This is a genomic window from Gordonia sp. B8661-1 (genome assembly GCF_059427765.1).
The window spans coordinates 288,803-304,866 of sequence record NZ_JCAHRL010000001.1; the positions used below are offsets into that span (position 1 = coordinate 288,803).

Consider the following 16,064-nt stretch of genomic DNA (forward strand, 5'->3'; position numbering starts at 1 on the left):
TGGGCGACCGTGGTCCGTGTATGAATGAAGCCATGGCACGCTCCTTCGTCCTCGAACCCATCGACGGTGTCGAGTTCTTCGAAACCGCACCAGTCACCTATCGGATCGACGTCAACCTCCCGGTGAGTCCGGCACGGGCGTGGTCCGAGCTGACCCGGCAGAACACTCTCGACTGGTGCCGGGCCATCACCTCCATCGAGTTCACCTCACCGGCACCCTACGGCGTGGGCACCACACGGAAGGCGTCGCTCGGTGCGGGCCTCGCCGGCCTGAGCGAACACTTCTTCCTGTGGGACGAGGACCCGTCAACCGGGAACTACCGCAACGCCTTTCACGTCCTCAACGCGTCGACGCCGGGTCTTCGTCGCTTCGGGGAACTGACCGAGATCCGGCCCGCCGAGGTGGGCTGCCGCCTCATCTGGCTGTTCGCACTGGAACTGTCCACCTCGGCACGCGCGGTCACCGCCTTCTCCGGCCCCACGGCGTCCAAGGTGTTCGGGACGGTCGAGACCGACACCCTGCGCCATTTCGCGCACCTGACACCTCAGGTGTGAGCGACGCTCGTCAGGTCGCCAGCCCCTGGATCACCTGGAAGGCCACGGCGACCACGAGGGCGTTGTAGAAGAACGAGATGACGCTGTGGATCACTGTCGCGCGGCGCATTCGGGTCGTCGTCACCCCCACATCCGACGTCGCGAATGACGCACCGAGCGTGAACGACTGATACAGATAGTCGAGGGTCGAGCGGGGCCGATCCTCGGGGAAGTCGAGTCCGCTTCGGTCCCGGTCGACGACGTCGAGGACCGCGTAGATGTCGGCGAAGGCGATCTGCAGGAGCATCCACGAGAACACGATGCCGACGACGGCCGCGATGATGAGGACCGTGCGTTCGCCGGACCGATCGTCCTGCCCGCGCAGCACCAGCGCCATGATCGCGGCATTCGCACCGACCGCCGACGACATCAGCGGCGGCACCCACTGCCACCGCGCCACCGCACGGATATGGGCGCGGGCGATCCGTTGCTTCGGCCTGCCGGGCCAGACCACCACGACACCGACGATCAGGTAGACCGCGGTCAGCGCCTCCCAGGTGAGCAGCGCCCGAAGATCACTGCTGATCAGGAAGACGATCGCCGCGACGAAGATCAGCGTTTCGACGCCGGCGCCCAGCAGCGATGCGAGACCACGGAGTTTCGTTGCGTCCACCCGCGCTCCTCCGCCCTCGATCCGTTGCGGCGTACGGCCCGCCGTCGCGCCTGCCGCCGTCACGATGCCATCATCGTCGGGCCGCCGCCACCGCGGCCGGAACCGCGCCCACCACCATGCCCACCGTGAACCCATCTCCGCCCGCCACCGATGCGGCTGCGGCGAATACCGCCACGCCGGTTCCCGCACCGAGCGCGAAGGCGATCTCCTGCAGGGCTCCCGCGTCACCTGCTCGCGATCGCGGAGTCGCATCGAAAAGGGTTGCCGATGCGAGCGCGCCCACTAGACCGAAGCCCAGCCCCACCAGGGTCAGGCCGACGATCCCCGGGCCGCTCACCGCCAGCACGGCCAATCCGGCCACCTGCGCGGCCAGCGCCGCGCGGGTGGCCCATGGCCGCGACACGTAACGGGTGAGATGCGGTGTGATCGCGCCGCCCGCAACCACTCCCAGCGCCAGCGGGAGCAGTGCCAGGCCCGCGCCGACGGGGGTGCGCCCCTCATCCGACTGTAGATACACGCCGGCCAGGTAGGCGGTCCCGGAGGATGCCCCGGATGCGACGAACATCCGAGCGAACGCCGTCCGGAAGATCCGGGAGCCGAACAACCCCACCGCTAGAAGTGTTCCGGCACCGCGCTTTTCGCGACTCCTCTCGCGGTGGATGAAGGCGGCGAGTCCGACGATGCCCGCGACCGCCACCCCGATACCGAGGAGCGGCTCGACGACCACGTGCTGCACACCGAACACGATCGCCGCCACGGCCGCCGACGAGTACACGAATCCCCGTACATCCCACCGGGATCGGCTCTCCGATCGCGACTCGGGCACCAGCAGCGGGGTGAGCACGATGCCGACCGCCGCGATCGGGACCGCGACGACGAAGACCGCACGCCAGCCCCAGATCTCGGTGAGGACGCCGCCGAGCACCGGCCCCGCAGCCCCGCCCGCACCGAAGACGGAGACCCATACGGCGTTGGCCAGCAGGCGGCGGCGTCCCTCGTACACGACGATGATGGTCGCCACCACACTGGCGACGACTAGTGCTCCAGCGAATCCGAGTATGGCTCGCGCCGCCACGAGCATGGCGGGTGTCACGGCGAACGCGGCCGCGAGGTTGACCACCGCGATGATCGTCAGACCGATCAGCAGGGTGGTGCGTCGACCGATCCGGTCCCCGAGGCGTGCCGCGAAGACGATGCACGTGGCCAGTACGAGCGGGTAGACGTCGACGATCCATGCGCTGCCCGCGGCGTCGGCGCCGACGTCGTCCGCGATGCGGGGAATCGCCGTGTTGATCATGCTGACCGAGAGAGCACCGGCCAGAATTCCCGCCATGAGCGGAACCAGGAGAAGGTAGCCCGGCCCACGGTGGCCGGGATGCACGGCGGGACGATCGCAGTCGGTGGTCACTCCACCATCGTCGGAGCGCACTTGTCTTCCGGCAAGTACTGATCTTGTGGTGACATACTGACGATATGGATAGCCATGCAGGTGAAGCACTTGCACCTCGGCCCAGGACACAGCAGGTAGTCGCGGACTGGGCGGAACGCTGCTCGGCGGAGATCGCGGTGGCGGTCGTCGGCGGCGCCTGGAAACCCGTCATCCTCCACGAGCTCGAGTCCCGCGGGGTGCTGCGTTTCGGTGAGCTCAGCCGGGCCATCGGCGATCCGTCACCACGCGTCCTGACCCGCCAGCTCCGTGAGCTCGAACAGGACGGCATCATCGACCGCCGCGTCTACGCGGAGGTCCCGCCCCGGGTCGAGTACCGGCTGACCGCGCTGGGACATTCGGCCGGACAGGCACTGGACGCCATGGCGGCCTGGGGACGTGAATATGCCGCCTGGCACCGGAAGCGGGCGGGCGGCGACAGCTGCTGAAAACCTCGTCCTGAGAGGTGTCCGAGGGCAATATGCCCTCGGAGGGTCCTCACGACGATGTCTTCAGCAGCGAATCGTGCCGATCACTCGCGGAGGAAGCCGCCGGATGCCAGGGCGCGGCGAACCTCCCGCTGATGGTCGGGGCCACGCGTTTCCATGCTGACCGTCACCTGCACCTCGCCCAGGAACAGGTCGTCGGCGACCCGCGAGTGCACGATGTCGACCACGCTGGCACCGAGATCCCGGAGCAGCGTGAGGAGTTCGATGAGACCACCCGGCCGGTCCGAGACTGTCGCGGTGAGCGTGAGGAACCGGCCGGCTGCCGTCAGGCCGTGAGTGGTGACGTGACTGAGCAGCAACGGGTCGATGTTCCCGCCGGACACGACGACGCAGACCGTGCCGGATACATCGAGATCTCGTGACAGCACGGCCGCCACACCGGCGGCACCCGCCGGTTCGACGACCAGCTTCGCGCGTTCCAGCATCACCAGCAGGGCGGTGCTCAGTGCCTCCTCGCCCACGGTGACGACGTCGTCGACGAGTTCGGACACGTGGGCGAAGGGCACCTGCCCGGGCAGCGCCACGGCGATGCCGTCGGCCATGGTGTTCATGGCCGACGCCGCGACGGGGCGGCCCTCCTCCAGGGACAGCGGCCAGGCCGCCGCGCCCGCGGCCTGCACACCGACGATCCGGGTGTCGGGGCTTCGCGGCGTGACCGCCGCGGCGATCCCGGCGAGCAGACCGCCTCCGCCGAGGGGCACCACGACGGCGTCCACCGACGGGAGTTGCTCGACGATCTCCACACCGACGGTCGCCTGCCCGGCGACGATGTCCGGATGATCGAAGGGGTGGATGAGCACGGCGCCGGTGTCGTCGGCGTACCGCCGGGCGGCCAGGAGTGCGTCGTCGACCGTGTTGCCCTCCAGGATCACTTCCGCGCCATAGGCTTTCGTCGCGGCGATCTTCGGCAGGGACGCCCCGGTGGGCATGTAGACACGCGAGTCGATGCCGAGCCGGGTCGCCGACCAGGCGACTCCCTGCGCGTGGTTGCCCGCGCTCGCCGCCACCACACCGCGGGCGCGTTCGGCGTCGTCAAGCCGGGAGATGCGGTTATAGGCGCCACGGGGTTTGAACGATCCGGTGCGCTGGAGGTTCTCGCATTTCAGCCAGACCTCGCAGCCGAGGCGTTCGGACAGCACCCGCGACGCGACCATCGGGGTCCGGCGCATCACCCCGCGCAGCGTGGCGGTGGCCGAATCGATCTCGGACCGAGTGATCAGCATCCGGTGCTCGCGACGAATCCGGTTCAGCCCAGGGCGTTGTCGAGGTCCCCGAGCAGATCGCCGACGTCCTCGATGCCGACCGACAGACGCACCAGGTCGTCGGGCACCTCAAGGAGCGATCCGGCCGTCGACGCGTGGGTCATGGCCGCCGGGTGTTCGATGAGGGATTCGATGCCGCCGAGCGATTCGGCGAGCGTGAACACCTCGGTGCGCGCGCAGAAGTCCTGTGCCGCCTGCGCGCCGCCCTTGACGCGCACCGACACCATGCCGCCGAAGCGGCGCATCTGCTTGGCGGCCACCTCGTTGCCCGGGTGCATGGGCAGTCCCGGGTACAGCACACTGTCGATCTTGGGGTGCGTGCTCAGGTAGTCGACGATCTTCTCCGCGTTGTCGCAGTGCCGATCCATCCGCACCGCAAGGGTTTTGATGCCCCGCATGGTCAGGTAGGCGTCGAAGGGACCGGGTACCGCGCCCGCACCGTTCTGCAGGAAGGCGACGGCCTCGTCGAGTTCTTCGCTGTTAGTGACCAGGGCGCCACCCACCACGTCGGAATGACCGCCCAGGTACTTGGTCGTCGAGTGCAGCACCACGTCGGCACCCAGCGTCAGCGGCTGCTGCAGATACGGCGAGGCAAAGGTGTTGTCCACCACCAGTTTCGCGCCGTTCTCATGCGCGACCTCGACCAGCCGGGCGATGTCGCCGATGTTGAGCAGCGGGTTGGTGGGGCTCTCGATCCAGATCAGTTTGGTCGACCCGGTGACCGCGCCGCGCACCGCGTCGATGTCGGTGATCGGCACCGCCGAATAGGTGATCCCCCACTGCGAGAACACCTTGTCGATGAGCCGGAAGGTGCCGCCGTAGGCGTCGTTCGGGATGATCAGATGATCGCCGGGCCGCAGTGTGGCACGGAGCAACGCGTCGGTGGCCGCCATGCCGGAGGCGAAAGCCCGTCCGTACGAACCCTTCTCGATGGCCGCGAGGTTGGCCTCGAGTGCCTGGCGGGTGGGATTGCCGGTGCGGGCGTACTCGAAGCCGCCGCGCATGCCGCCGACACCGTCCTGGGCGAAGGTCGAACTCGCGTAGATCGGGACGTTCACCGCGCCGGTCGCGGGATCCGGCTCATACCCGGCGTGGATGGCCTGCGTGGAAAAGCCCTGCCACCGGGTCGAATCCTCGGCGCTCTTGCGTTCACTCATGGGAGGACTCCTATCCGACGATGGGGTGGGTGGACACGAACGCCAGCAGATCGTGGCGGGTGATGACGCCGATCGGCTTGCCGTCCTCGACGACCATCAGCGCATCGGACTCCCCCAACGCCTTGGTGGCCGCCGACACCGGTTCACCGGATCCGATGAGCGGGAACGGTTCCCCCATGTGGGACGACACCGGATCGGCGAGATTCGCACGACCCTCGAAGACCGCGCTCAGCAGGTCGCGCTCGGTGACCGCGCCCGCGACCTCGCCCGCCATGATCGGCGGTTCGGCACCGACGACCGGCATCTGCGAGACGCCGTATTCGCGGAGGATCTCGATGGCGTCGCGCAGCGTCTCCTGCGGATGCGTGTGCACCAGATCGGGCAGGGCGCCGGACTTGCCGCGCAGGACGTCACCGACGAGCGGCTCACCCTTCGCCTTGCCGTCCAGCGGCGACCGCAGGAAGCCGTAGCTGCTCATCCATTCGTCGTTGAAGATCTTCGCCATGTAGCCGCGACCGCCGTCCGGCAGCAGGACCACGACCACCGCGTCCGGGCCCTCACGCTCGGCCACCTGGAGCGCGGCCACGACGGCCATGCCGCAGGACCCGCCGACCAGCAGCCCCTCCTCACGGGCCAGGCGGCGCGTCATCTCGAACGAGTCGGCGTCGGAGACGGCGATGATCTCGTCGGGGATGCTCGGGTCGTAGGCGTCCGGCCAGAAGTCCTCGCCGACACCTTCCACCAGATAGGGCCGTCCGGTGCCGCCCGAGTACACCGAACCCTCCGGATCGGCGCCGATGACCTTGACCTTCCCGCCCGACACCTCCTTGAGGTACCGGCCGGTGCCGGTGATGGTGCCGCCGGTACCAACGCCCGCGACGAAATGGGTGATCTTCCCGTCGGTGTCGGCCCAGATCTCCGGACCGGTGGTCTCGTAGTGACTCTGCGGTCCGGCCGGGTTGGCGTACTGGTTGGGCTTCCACGCCCCGTCGATCTCCCGCACCAAGCGGTCGGAGACGTTGTAGTAACTGTCCGGATGTTCCGGCGGCACCGCGGTCGGGCACACCACGACCTCGGCCCCGTAGGCGCGCAGCACGTTGCGCTTGTCCTCGCCCACCTTGTCCGGGCAGACGAAGACGCACGTGTAGCCGCGCTGCTGCGCGACCAGGGCGAGCCCGATTCCGGTGTTGCCCGACGTCGGTTCGACGATGGTGCCGCCCGGCTTGAGTTCCCCCGACGCCTCGGCGGCATCGACCATCCGCACGGCGATGCGGTCCTTCGAACTGCCACCGGGATTGAGGTACTCCACCTTGGCGGCGACCAGCCCGGATCCGGGTGTGGTCACCGAGTTGAGCTTGACGAGCGGGGTGTTGCCGACGAGGTCGATCACGTGATTCGCGATGCGCATGTGTCCATCGTCCCAGAGAACGGGGAAACAGTGGAACCCGGACTAAGCTGTGGTCGTGTCCGGACGCAATACCAGGGTGGGGTCGTACAAACGGGTCCTGCGTGATGTGGGCGCGGGCGCCGGCGCCACCGCGGCGGGCGCGGGCGCCTACTGGGCCGCCCTCAACTATCTGAACGCGCAGGCCGCGACGGCCCGCACGGTGATCCCGCACCGCACCGACAACGCACCCGACGGCGACGGCGTGTACCTGCCCGACGGCAGCGGCCCGCACCGGTACACGCGGTCCACTCCGGTCGACCTGTATCTGACGGTGTTCGGCGACTCGACGGCCGCCGGACTCGGCTCCGACACCGCCGACGAGACCCCGGGCGTGCAACTCGCGCGCCGCGTCGTCGCCGAGACCGGCAAGACGGTGCGCTACGCGAACAAGGCGATCGTCGGCGCCACCTCCAAGGGACTCGCCGCTCAGGTCGAGGCCATGTTCATCGCACGCGAGAAGCCCGATGTGGCCGTCATCCTGATCGGCGCGAACGACGTCACGGCACGCAACGGCATCCGCGCCTCGGCACGCAGGCTCGGCGCCGCCGTCGAGGTGCTGGTCGGCAGTGGGGCCAAGGTCGTCGTCGGTACATGCCCGGATTTCGGGGTCATCACCGCGATCCCGCAGCCGTTGCGAACCGTCTTGCGGCGCTGGGGATTACGGCTGGCCGCCGCCCAACGGAACGCGGTCCGCTCGGCGGGCGGGCGGGCCGTCCCGCTCGCCGACCTCCTGGCCAAGGAATTCCTGGCCAAACCCGATCACATGTTCTCCCCGGATCGCTATCACCCGTCGGCCGCCGGGTACACGCTCGCCGCGGAGATCCTGCTGCCCGAGGTCCTCGCCGCCATCGGCGAATGGGGTCCGACACCGCTCCCGGAGCCGCCCGAGGTGTCCGAATCCGTCGAGCAGAATCGCCTGACCAGCCGGATTCGCAGGCTCGTCACCCGCTGAGCGGGGCCGCGGCGGCTACCGCGGTTCGTACGTCAGGTGGGTGACTGCCGTCGTCGCACGGGCGTCGACGGGGCGCAGCTCATAATCGACGAGATCGTCGAAGAGGCGTTCACCCGCCCCCAGGACGAGAGGCGCGACGTGGAGTCGCAGCCGGTCCACCAGTCCCGCGGCCAGGTACTGCCGCAATGTGCGGGCACCACCCCCGATGGAAATGGTGCCGTCCGGTCCCGCGACCTCCGTGGCGCGCCGGTGCGCCTGCTCCGGGCCGTCGGTGACGAAATGGAACACCGTGCCGCCGTCCATCTCGATCGGGGCGCGCGCATGGTGCGTCAGAACGAAGACCGGCGCGTGATACGGCGGGTTCGGCCCCCACCAGCCGCGCCACGAATCGTCCGGCCACTCTCCCCGTACGGGCCCGAACATGTTGCGGCCCATGATGTATGCGTCGTGCCCGGTGACAGCGGCCACCTCGGCGGCGTTTTCCTGCGCCGCCTCGAACATCCAGCGGTGTGCTCGCTCGAAACCGACGCCGAGCGGATCCGCCTCGGACTGATCCGGTCCGGCGACGAAACCGTCGAGGGTGATCGTGATGTCGGCGGTGGTGATGGTCATGATGTCCTCCCGGTCGTCGCGCTCCTCCACTACTGACCGCGGCGCCGGCGGAAAGTCATCGCAAGACGACCGCGGAACACCGGGAGTCCCGCTCACCGACGGCGCGAACCGACCAAGCAAGCGTTAGGGGTAATCTGGCCCCATGCCTGAAGCAGTCATCGTTGCCCATGCCCGCTCCCCGATCGGCCGTGCCGGAAAAGGTTCCCTGAAGGACGTCCGGCCCGACGAACTCTCCCGCCAGATGGTCGCCGCGGCTCTCGCCAAGGTTCCCTCCCTCGATCCCAAGGACATCGAGGACATCCACTGGGGCATCGGCCAGCCCGGTGGTCAGGGCGGCTACAACATCGGACGTGTGATCGCCGTCGAACTCGGCTACGACCACATCCCCGGCGTGACCGTGAACCGCTACTGTTCGTCGTCGCTGCAGACCACGCGGATGGCCCTGCACGCGATCAAGGCGGGCGAGGCCGACGTCCTCATTTCCGGCGGTGTGGAGAGCGTCTCCAGCTTCGGCATCTCCGGCGGTGCCGACGGCGCTCCGAATTCCAAGAACCCGGCCTTCGACGATGCGATGGCCCGCACCGCGAAGGCCGCCGAGGGCGGTGGCCCGAAGTGGCATGATCCGCGCGAGGACGGCCTGGTTCCCGACGTGTACATCGCCATGGGCGAGACCGCCGAGAACGTCGCCAGCTACACCGGCATCTCCCGCGAGGACCAGGACCGCTGGGGTGTGCTCAGCCAGAATCGCGCGGAGAAGGCCATCGCCGACGGCTTCTTCGCCCGCGAGATCGATCCGATCACTCTCGCCGACGGCACCCAGGTGACCACCGACGACGGCCCCCGCGCCGGAACCACCTACGAGAAGATCAGCCAGCTCAAGCCGGTCTTCCGGCCGGACGGCACCATCACCGCCGGTAACGCCTGCCCGCTCAACGACGGTGCGGCCGCGCTCGTCATCATGAGTGACACCAAGGCCAAGGAACTCGGTCTGACCCCGCTGGCCCGCGTCGTCGCGACCGCCGCCACCGGCCTGTCGCCGGAGATCATGGGTCTCGGCCCGATCGAGGCGATCCGCAAGGTGCTGCGGCAGTCCGGTATGTCGCTGTCGGACATCGACCTCGTCGAGATCAACGAGGCCTTCGCGGTGCAGGTGCTCGGCTCGGCCAACGAGCTCGGCATCGACCACGACAAGCTCAACGTGTCCGGCGGCGCCATCGCCCTCGGCCACCCGTTCGGCATGACCGGTGCCCGCATCACCACCACCCTGCTCAACAACCTGCAGACCCACGACAAGACCTTCGGCATCGAGTCGATGTGCGTCGGCGGCGGCCAGGGCATGGCGATGGTGCTCGAACGCCTCAGCTGATCCGGAGCGCGGCAACAGATCTCGATACGCCGCGAACTCGCACGCTCGTCCGCGCCTACTCGATCGGCGAAATTATCCGCCGGTCGAGTAGGCCGCGAGCGCAGCGAGCCGCGAAACCGCCGGCGAGTCAACACATTTCGCTGGTCGAGTAGGCCGCGAGCGCAGCGAGCCGCCGTATCGAGACCCACCCCTGCATCGACGAGTCGCCTTGTCTCAGCAGGGAATTCGCTCGTCCTCGGTGAGGTCGGCCACCGGATCGTCGTCGTCCGCGGCTCCCCCGACGATCTCCTCGTCCTGGGCGTCCGGACGCCGGACCAGTGCGACGACGGCGACGAGCACGATGCTCAGCACGCCCGCCACCACGAAGACCCGCTGCACACCGTTCGTGATCGCCTGGTCGGCAACGGTTCCGGCCGCCTGATGGTCGGTGGCCACCACCGTCATGATGGTGATGAACAACGCGGTTCCGGCCGCACCCGCCACCTGCTGGAACGTCCCCAGCACCGCGGAGGCGTGCGAGTACAGGCGGGCGGGCACCGAGCCGAGGCCGAGCGTCATGAGCGGGGTGAACGTCGCGGCGAGGCCCAGGCAGAGTGCCATGTTCGAGGCGAGGAGCCACCACACCGAGGTGTCCGGGGTGATCCGCACCAGCATCCACACGCCGACGCCGACGGCAATCGCGCCCGGTATCACCAGGATTCGCGGCCCGCGGCTGTCGTAGACGCGGCCGACGATCGGTCCGGCGATGCCCATGAGCAGGCCACCCGGGAGCGTGATGAGGCCGGTGGTGAACGGTTCGAGCCCGAGCACCGCCTGCGCGAAGTACGGCACGACGATGAAGGTGCCCATCATGGTCGCCATCGCCACCACGATCGCGACCATGGACAGGGTGAACGGCCGCGACGCGAACACCCGCAGATCGAGCAGGGCGCGGTCGCGCCGGGCCAGCAGGATCTGTCGCGCGACGAAGGCCGCCAGGGCCAGTGCGCCGACGGTGAAGGGAATCCACAGCGGCATCGTGGTGGTGCCGTTCGCCGCCTCGCCGATGCCGGCCAGACCGTAGACGAGACCGCCGAATCCGAGGACGGCCAGCGGTACCGACAGCAGATCGATGGGCGTCGAGACCCGTTCTGCGACATTGCGGATCAGCGCGGCGCCGACCACCAGCGCCGCGATCGCGATGGGTGCGACGACACCGAAGATCCAGCGCCAGCCGAGATGGTCGAGGATGAATCCCGACAGCGTCGGCCCGAGTGCCGGCGCCACCGCGATCACCACGGAGATGTTGCCCATCATCACGCCGCGACGATGTTCGGGTACGACCGTCATCACGGTGGTCATGAGCAGCGGCAGCATGATCGCGGTTCCGACGGCCTGGATCACCCGCGCGATCAGCAACACCTCGAATCCCGGTGCGGCGACGGCGATCACGGTGCCGACGGAGAATGCGGACATCGCCACGACGTACAGCACGCGGGTGCCCGCACGCTGGATCAGGAATCCGGTCAGCGGGATGACCACGGCCATCGTCAGCATGAAGGCGGTGGTCAGCCACTGACCGGTGCTGGGTTCGACGCCGAGGTCCTTCTGCAGAACCGGGATCGCGATGCTCATCACGGTCTCGTTGAGGATGACGACGAAGGAGGCGACGAGCAGCACCCCGATCACGATGATGTCGGATCGGGCGAGTCGGTCGTCGGCGCTCACGGTGGAACTCGTGGTGGTGGAACGCATGGTGGTCCTTTCGCCCCCGGGCGCGGCGACGGACCGCGGCGGGGTTGGATGTTGTCGAGAGTGTTGACCGGGCGCGTCCCGAATACTCATCGCCTCGCGCCGCCCCACCGTTCAGTTCATGGGCGGCACGCTATCAATCGGCACCGACCACCCGCCACGCATTTATCCGGCACCCTTACCCGCGCACCGAAAAGCCCCGCACCACCACCACGGGGTACGGGGCTTCTCGACGACCCGGAACGGGTCTGGACTAGTCGGAGTTGAAGTAGCTCAGCAGACGCAGGATCTCGACGTAGAGCCACACCAGGGTCACGGTCAGGCCGAGGGCGACACCCCAGGCCGCGCGATCCGGCGCACCGGCGCGGATGAGGCGGTCGGCGGTGTCGAAGTCGAGCAGGAAGCTGAATGCCGCGAGGCCGATGCAGACCAGCGAGAAGATGATCGCCAGCGGTCCGCCGTTGCGCAGGCCGAAGCCGTCGCCGTCGTTGAAGAAGCCCATCACCAGGTTGCCGAGCATCAACACGATCACGCCGACCATGCCCGCGAACAGCATGCGGGTGAAGCGCGGGGTGACGCGGATGGCGCCGACCTTGTACACCACGAGCATGCCGAAGAACACGCCGAACGTGCCGAGGACGGCCTGTCCGATCAGCGCTCCGGCGGAGACGTCGTCGGTCACGATCACATTGGCGAAGACGAAGGAGATCGCGCCGACGAACAGGCCCTCGAGGACCGCGTAGGCGAGCACGATGGCCGGGTTGTCCTGCTTGCGCCCGAAGCTCGCGACGAGCACGAGGGCGAGTCCGCCGAGCGCGCCGACGAGCATCAGCGGTGCGGCGAGCGCTTCGTTGTTGTTGACGAGGAAGTATGTGGCGATCGCCGAGATCGTCAGGACGCCGAGCGTGATGGCGGTCTTGGTGACGACGTCGTCGACGGTCAACTGCCGGCTGCCCGCGGGGGCCTGCGGCATCTGGGCATACGGATCGGTCTGCTGCCCGTACTGGTTGAACATGGCGCCCTGACCGGCAGCGGCCGCTCCGGCACCGAAGCCGGCAACACCGGTCTGGTTATCGCGGACCACACCGCGCATAACCGGATTGCTGCTCTCTCGCACGAATGTGCTCCTTTTGCTTGTTGGGGTGCTGCTTTGTCGTTCCCACCGCAACTGACTTGTTGGCTACTACTCCAACGCGCACGAAGGCGGTCGAGTTCCGACTTTACCTTTTCTTGACCTTCTCTGTGCTCACCGGCCCCCGATCACCCGTTGACGCAGCTCACGGAGGACCGACGGGTCGTCGAGCCGCCCCTCGGGGTCGTCGAGCATGATGCGGCCCAGCCCGGTCGCGCGCAGGAGGTCCTCGGCGATGTGCAGATCGTCGCCCCACGGCAGCGTCGGCTTCGCGATCATCAGTGACGCGATCCCGTGTGCGGCCGCCCAGAACTCGAGGACCGCGTCGTCGCCGTCGCCGGGCGGGATGAGGCCGGCCGCCACAAGCGCTCCGACCTCGTCGCGAAGCCGCCCGAAGGCCAGTGCCGCGAGTACCTCGTCGACCTTGCAGTCCTGACCCGCACGCGTGCCGCGGAACGCGATCCGGTAGATCACCGGGGTGTCCAGAGCGAAACGCACATAGGCGAGCCCCAGGCGGATCAGCCGGTCCATCGGATCGTCGAGACCGGCCACCGCGGCCGCGAGTGCGTGGTCCAGTTGTTCGAAGTAGCGGGCACACACCGCGTCCAGCAGCGCGTCCTTGTCGGCGAAGTGGAGGTAGATCGACGGCGGCGTCACACCGACGCGCGCCGCGACCGACCGGATGGACATCAATGCGTCGTCACCCTGCTCGACGAGCAGTTCCGTTGCGGCGTCGAGGATCTCGTCGGCGAGCAGTTCACCCGAGCCGCGTGGTGACCGGCTGCGTCTCGTTCCGCTCGTCATCGCTCTCCTGCTCACTCGTCACAGCGGGGGCCGGGCCACCCTCCGACAATCCGATCCGGTCGTGCAGTCGGCGCAACGGCCCCGGCGCCCACCAGTTGAGCCGTCCGGCGAGCCGCATGAACGCGGGTACCAGCAGCAGCCGGATCAATGTCGCATCCATGAGCACGGCGAGCGCCAGCCCCACACCGAACATACGCATGAACGAGACCCCGGAAGCCGCGATCCCGGCAAAGACGATGCTCATCAGCAGTGCCGCGGCGGTCACCACCCTGCCGGTGCGGGCGATGCCGACGGCCACCGCGTGATCGCTGGCCGCGCGTGAACGGTCGGAGGCGAGCCACTCCTCCCGGATGCGCCCGAGGAGGAAGACCTCGTAGTCCATCGACAATCCGAACGCGATGCAGAACATCAGGACCGGCATGGTCGACACGAGGTATCCGGTGGGCGTGGTGCCGAGGCCCCCGAGATGTCCGTCCTGGAAGATCCACACCATCGCACCGAAGGTCGCCGACAGCGACAACACGTTGAGCACCAACGCCTTCAGGGGCAGGATCACACTTCCGGTGAACAGGAACAGCAGGATGAATGTCGCCACCCCGATGATCAGCAGCACCCAGGGCAGGTGACTGTAGATGGCCGAGACGGCATCGGAGTTGGTGGCGGCCAGCCCGGTGAACATCGTCGCCGCGCCGGCGGGGGCCGCGACCGAGCGCAGGTCGTCGAGTTGCCGCCCGCCCTGCTCGCTCATCGCGTCGACGGTCGTCGACACGGAGATCACCGAGACGCCGTCCCTGGTGTCTCCGGGGTCCCCCGGACCGATCTGCCTGCCGTCGGTGAAGATGCCCGCCGACGACGACACCGAGTCCACATCGGCCACCCGCGACAACTCGGTCGCGTACTTCCGCATCGCCGGTTCGGCGGTGTCGCCCTGCACGAGGACCGTGACGACGGAGGTGAGGCTGCGATCGAAGTCGTCCCGGATCTCCTGCTGGATCTCGTGTGAACTCGCCGAAGTCGGCAGCACCCGGTCGTCGGGGAAACCGAAACGGATGCCGAGGAACGGCGCGCCGAGCACGAGCAACAGCGCGGACACGACCACCGCGATCGGCAGGGCCCGCCGCAGGACGAACTGCACCAGCCGGTACCAGCGGGTGTCCTCGATGGGACGCGCGACCGGTTCGGGGCGTTTCCGCAGGCGCCGGATCGCGCGTCGGACGTCGAGCGAATCGATACGGTCGCCGAGCACCATGAGCAGCGCGGGCGTCAGCACCAGCGAGGCGATCGCGGCGACGATGACCACGCCCACGCCCGCGTAGGCGAAGGACCGCAGGAAGTACATCGGGAAGACGACGAGCGCCGCGAGCGACAACGCGACCGTGACCGCGGAGAAGGCCACCGTGCGGCCGGCCGTGGACATGGTGATCCGGATCGCGTCCGGCCGCGACGTGCCGCGCGCCACCTCCTCGCGGTAGCGGGTGACGATCAGCAGCGAGTAGTCGATCGCGAGTGCGAGACCCATTGCGGTGGTGAGGTTCATCGCGAAGATCGACACGTCGGTGACCATGGCGATCAGGCGCAGCAGGGCCAGTGTCCCGATGATCGCGATGATGCCGATCGCCACCGGCACCGCAGCCGCCACGAGACCACCGAAGACGACGATCAGGACGACGAAGGTGATCGGAATCGCGATGGCCTCCGCGATGGCCAGATCGCGCGAGGTCTGTTCGTTGACCTGATGGAAGACCATTCCCTGTCCGCCGACGCGGACCGAGATGCCCTGTCGCTCACCGGTGTAGCGCTCGGCCAGCGCGGCGGAGGCCTCCCGTCCCTCGTCGTCGGTTCCCCGCATGTTCGCGATGATCAGCGTCGACGACTTGTCCCTGCTGACCAACGCGGGCGCCAGTGCCGGGTTGCCATGATACGAAATGATCTGGGGCCGAACGGATTCGGCGGACGACAGATCGTCGACGATCCCGGTGGCGACCTCCCGGACGCGCGGGTCGGTGGTCACGTCGGTGCCGGCGGGCGCGTCGAGTTTGATGACCACCTGCACTCCGCCGCGATCGAAGACCTCGTCGAGGATCTGCTCGGCCCGAGCGGATTCCGACGACGAGTCGTTGTAGCCACCGGACAGCAGATGCTGGGCGGCGGTGGCGCCGAAGATCCCGGCCAGGACGAGTAGCAGTGTCGCGGCGCCCAGCACCGCACGCGGCGACCGAAGGATCACCCGGGTCATTCGATCGATCATGGTTCCTCCCCCACACGATGACTTATCGACGTTAAGTTAACACCGGCAAGTCATGTGGTCAACCGTCATGGCATGCTGTTCGTCGCGCCCCCATAGCCCAATTGGCAGAGGCAACCGGCTTAAAACCGGTCCAGTGTCGGTTCGAGTCCGACTGGGGGCACCCATCACGTCCCCGGAGGTCTGCCGTGACCTGCGCATTGGACAACTATCAA

14 protein-coding genes and 1 tRNA gene are annotated in these 16,064 nt (G+C 68.1%); 5 read left to right on the plus strand and 10 right to left on the minus strand.

Annotated elements, in window-relative coordinates:
- Positions 1 to 32 precede the first annotated feature (32 nt).
- Positions 33 to 554 carry an SRPBCC family protein gene (locus AC4JJG_RS01345; RefSeq protein ID WP_495399308.1) on the plus strand — a complete coding sequence of 174 codons (522 nt, stop codon included), beginning with the start codon at positions 33 to 35 and terminating at the stop codon, positions 552 to 554.
- Positions 555 to 564: 10 nt separating this feature from the next.
- Here AC4JJG_RS01345 and AC4JJG_RS01350 read toward each other — a convergent pair whose 3' ends face one another.
- Together AC4JJG_RS01350 and AC4JJG_RS01355 are read right to left on the minus strand one after the other, a co-directional pair.
- A complete protein-coding gene (locus AC4JJG_RS01350) occupies positions 565 to 1,269 on the minus strand; it encodes a DUF1345 domain-containing protein (protein ID WP_495399307.1) in 705 nt (234 codons plus the stop codon).
- Between the two features lie 7 nt (positions 1,270 to 1,276).
- A complete protein-coding gene (locus AC4JJG_RS01355) occupies positions 1,277 to 2,614 on the minus strand; it encodes an MFS transporter (protein WP_495399306.1) in 1,338 nt (445 codons plus the stop codon).
- A 65-nt stretch (positions 2,615 to 2,679) separates the two neighbouring features.
- Between AC4JJG_RS01355 and AC4JJG_RS01360 the strand changes: the two genes are divergently transcribed.
- A complete protein-coding gene (locus tag AC4JJG_RS01360; RefSeq protein ID WP_495399305.1) occupies positions 2,680 to 3,081 on the plus strand; it encodes a winged helix-turn-helix transcriptional regulator in 402 nt (133 codons plus the stop codon).
- Between the two features lie 83 nt (positions 3,082 to 3,164).
- Here the strand turns inward: AC4JJG_RS01360 and ilvA are convergent, their stop codons facing one another.
- From ilvA to AC4JJG_RS01375, 3 genes are read right to left on the minus strand one after another with little or no spacing between them, the layout of a single operon-like run.
- Positions 3,165 to 4,364: a threonine ammonia-lyase gene (ilvA, locus tag AC4JJG_RS01365; RefSeq protein WP_495399304.1), complete on the minus strand. Its 1,200-nt coding sequence runs from the start codon at positions 4,362 to 4,364 to the stop codon at positions 3,165 to 3,167.
- A 23-nt stretch (positions 4,365 to 4,387) separates the two neighbouring features.
- Positions 4,388 to 5,560 (minus strand): cystathionine gamma-synthase, encoded by a 1,173-nt coding sequence (locus AC4JJG_RS01370; protein WP_495399303.1) that lies wholly within the window; start codon positions 5,558 to 5,560, stop codon positions 4,388 to 4,390.
- A 10-nt stretch (positions 5,561 to 5,570) separates the two neighbouring features.
- On the minus strand, positions 5,571 to 6,968 hold the full coding sequence (locus AC4JJG_RS01375) for a cystathionine beta-synthase (protein WP_495399302.1): 1,398 nt from the start codon (positions 6,966 to 6,968) through the stop codon (positions 5,571 to 5,573).
- Between the two features lie 55 nt (positions 6,969 to 7,023).
- Between AC4JJG_RS01375 and AC4JJG_RS01380 the strand changes: the two genes are divergently transcribed.
- Positions 7,024 to 7,959 carry an SGNH/GDSL hydrolase family protein gene (locus AC4JJG_RS01380; protein WP_495399301.1) on the plus strand — a complete coding sequence of 312 codons (936 nt, stop codon included), beginning with the start codon at positions 7,024 to 7,026 and terminating at the stop codon, positions 7,957 to 7,959.
- A 15-nt stretch (positions 7,960 to 7,974) separates the two neighbouring features.
- On the opposite strand, the gene AC4JJG_RS01385 is transcribed toward AC4JJG_RS01380, so the two are convergent.
- Complete coding sequence (locus AC4JJG_RS01385; protein ID WP_495399300.1) at positions 7,975 to 8,571, minus strand: dihydrofolate reductase family protein; 597 nt, start codon at positions 8,569 to 8,571, stop codon at positions 7,975 to 7,977.
- A gap of 142 nt (positions 8,572 to 8,713) precedes the next feature.
- Between AC4JJG_RS01385 and AC4JJG_RS01390 the strand changes: the two genes are divergently transcribed.
- Entirely contained in the window at positions 8,714 to 9,937 is a 1,224-nt protein-coding gene (locus AC4JJG_RS01390; RefSeq protein ID WP_495399299.1) for an acetyl-CoA C-acetyltransferase, read from the plus strand.
- A 213-nt stretch (positions 9,938 to 10,150) separates the two neighbouring features.
- Here AC4JJG_RS01390 and AC4JJG_RS01395 read toward each other — a convergent pair whose 3' ends face one another.
- The 4 genes from AC4JJG_RS01395 to AC4JJG_RS01410 form a co-directional block, all read right to left on the minus strand.
- Complete coding sequence (locus AC4JJG_RS01395) at positions 10,151 to 11,671, minus strand: MDR family MFS transporter (protein WP_495399298.1); 1,521 nt, start codon at positions 11,669 to 11,671, stop codon at positions 10,151 to 10,153.
- A 250-nt stretch (positions 11,672 to 11,921) separates the two neighbouring features.
- On the minus strand, positions 11,922 to 12,785 hold the full coding sequence (locus AC4JJG_RS01400) for a Bax inhibitor-1/YccA family protein (RefSeq protein WP_495399297.1): 864 nt from the start codon (positions 12,783 to 12,785) through the stop codon (positions 11,922 to 11,924).
- 129 nt (positions 12,786 to 12,914) lie between these two features.
- Complete coding sequence (locus AC4JJG_RS01405; RefSeq protein WP_495399296.1) at positions 12,915 to 13,604, minus strand: TetR/AcrR family transcriptional regulator; 690 nt, start codon at positions 13,602 to 13,604, stop codon at positions 12,915 to 12,917.
- Positions 13,558 to 15,852, minus strand: coding sequence for an MMPL family transporter (locus tag AC4JJG_RS01410; RefSeq protein ID WP_495399295.1), 2,295 nt, complete (start codon positions 15,850 to 15,852; stop codon positions 13,558 to 13,560). The genes AC4JJG_RS01405 and AC4JJG_RS01410 overlap by 47 nt, the downstream gene beginning before the upstream one ends.
- 86 nt (positions 15,853 to 15,938) lie before the next feature.
- On the opposite strand from AC4JJG_RS01410, the gene AC4JJG_RS01415 reads away from it, so the two are divergent.
- Positions 15,939 to 16,012 (plus strand) — tRNA-Leu (locus AC4JJG_RS01415).
- Positions 16,013 to 16,064 lie beyond the last annotated feature (52 nt).